This window comes from Roseovarius sp. CAU 1744 (assembly GCF_039839345.1).
GTDB lineage: Bacteria > Pseudomonadota > Alphaproteobacteria > Rhodobacterales > Rhodobacteraceae > Roseovarius.
Window position 1 is genome coordinate 1 of the sequence record NZ_JBDOQV010000020.1, and the last position, 1,548, is coordinate 1,548.

Genomic DNA, 1,548 nt, shown 5'->3' on the forward strand with positions numbered 1-1,548 from the left:
GATTCCGTTGAAAAACTCGTTGTATACGGCGCTCGTGCTTTGGCTATCGAATTGATTTGAAGAGGCAATCCACCGCCAGCCCGACTGGTTATCCGGCGACGGGCACCAGTGGCTTGAGCTTTGCTAGTTTTCTGAGGTTCTGGGCCGTGGCTGCGAGTGTAAATTCGTCTTGAACGCCACAAGGCCCGCGTAATCGGAGTCGGCCGAGACCGAGGATGCGTTTGAGATGAGCGAAGAGCATTTCAACCTTCTTCCGGCGCGCCTGAGCCTTCGGATTGAAGTCTGATGCGGTGCATTGGCGGGTGAACTCCCTGACGGCTTCGTACTTCTCGCGGTGGATCGCGCGGGCTTCTGAGTTCGGGCAGCATTTGGCCTTCAGCGCGCAGCCCGTGCAATCGGACTTCCGCGCCCGATATTTGCGGGCTTTCCAAGTCTGTGCATTGCGTGCGGGATCGGAATAGGTCCGCCAGGTGTGCCGCATCTCTTTCCCACCGGGGCAGATGTAGCGATCGTTCTCGTCATCCCATGTGAAGTCAGACCGCGAGAAGGTTCCGTCGGTCCGTTCGCCCTTGTCGAAGACCGGGATAAAGGGAAGGATTTGGCGTTTCAGCGTTAGCCAAACCAGATTATCGGACGATCCGTAGGCGGTGTCAGCGGCGATCCAATCAGGCTTCACCCCAAAACGCTCTTCGGTGCGGTCGAGCATCTTGCGCATGGCACCCACTTCGGCGGTCTTGTTCGACCGGCTGGCGTCCACGTCAACGATAATCCCGTGATCGGTGTCGATCAGATAATTATCGGAATAGGCAAAGAACGCAGGGCCTTTGCGCGCTGCCGTCCATTGGCTGGCAGGGTCAGCATGAGCCGTGAACTTGGGTTTGGCTGTGGTCGCCGCACCGAAGGCTTCGTCGTCCAGTTTGTCGAGATACTCGCGCACGGCACGGGGCGCATCAATCGGGTCTATCTCTCGAGCCGCCCAGTCCTCGGGATTGCTGGAGTTCTGCTTCTGGACATCGGCGCTGATCAAGCTGGCATCGACCGCAAACCCCTGGCCACCAACCAAGCCTTCCTCCATGCAGCGCGCAACAGTCGCCTCGAATACATGGCGCAGCAGACCGCTTTCGCGGAAACGACCATGGCGGTTTTTGCTGAAAGTAGAGTGGTCTGGGATGCGGTCGGTAAGATCAAGACGACAGAACCAACGGTAAGCCAGGTTCAGATGCACCTCTTCACAAAGGCGCCGTTCGGACCGGATGCCAAAACAGTATCCCACGAGAAGCATGCGGATCATCAGTTCCGGATCGACCGACGGACGGCCCGTGTGGCTGTAGAAATCTGCCAGATGTCCTCGGATGCTGCTCAGATCGAGATGACGATCAATCGACCGCAGAAGATGATCTTGAGGAACATGATCTTCCAGCGAGAACTCATAGAACAGCGCCGCCTGCGCTTCCTGCTTCGGTCCCATCATGGCTCATTCTCCCGCTCGTTGAGAGAATTGAATCAGCAGTTCATGCACCAATCAAGGAAGAGTTTTTCAACAAAATC

1 protein-coding gene is annotated in these 1,548 nt (G+C 56.9%); it reads right to left on the reverse strand.

Annotation, left to right across the window (positions count from 1 at the left end):
* Positions 1-88: 88 nt before the first annotated feature.
* Complete coding sequence (locus tag AAFO92_RS22465) at positions 89-1,471, reverse strand: IS1182 family transposase (RefSeq protein ID WP_347539181.1); 1,383 nt, start codon at positions 1,469-1,471, stop codon at positions 89-91.
* Positions 1,472-1,548 lie beyond the last annotated feature (77 nt).

What these genes read in the sequence shown, in the direction of transcription:
- AAFO92_RS22465 (WP_347539181.1), bottom strand. Translation starts at nt 1,471, where the DNA reads ATGATGGGACCGAAGCAGGAAGCGCAGGCGGCGCTGTTCTATGAGTTC.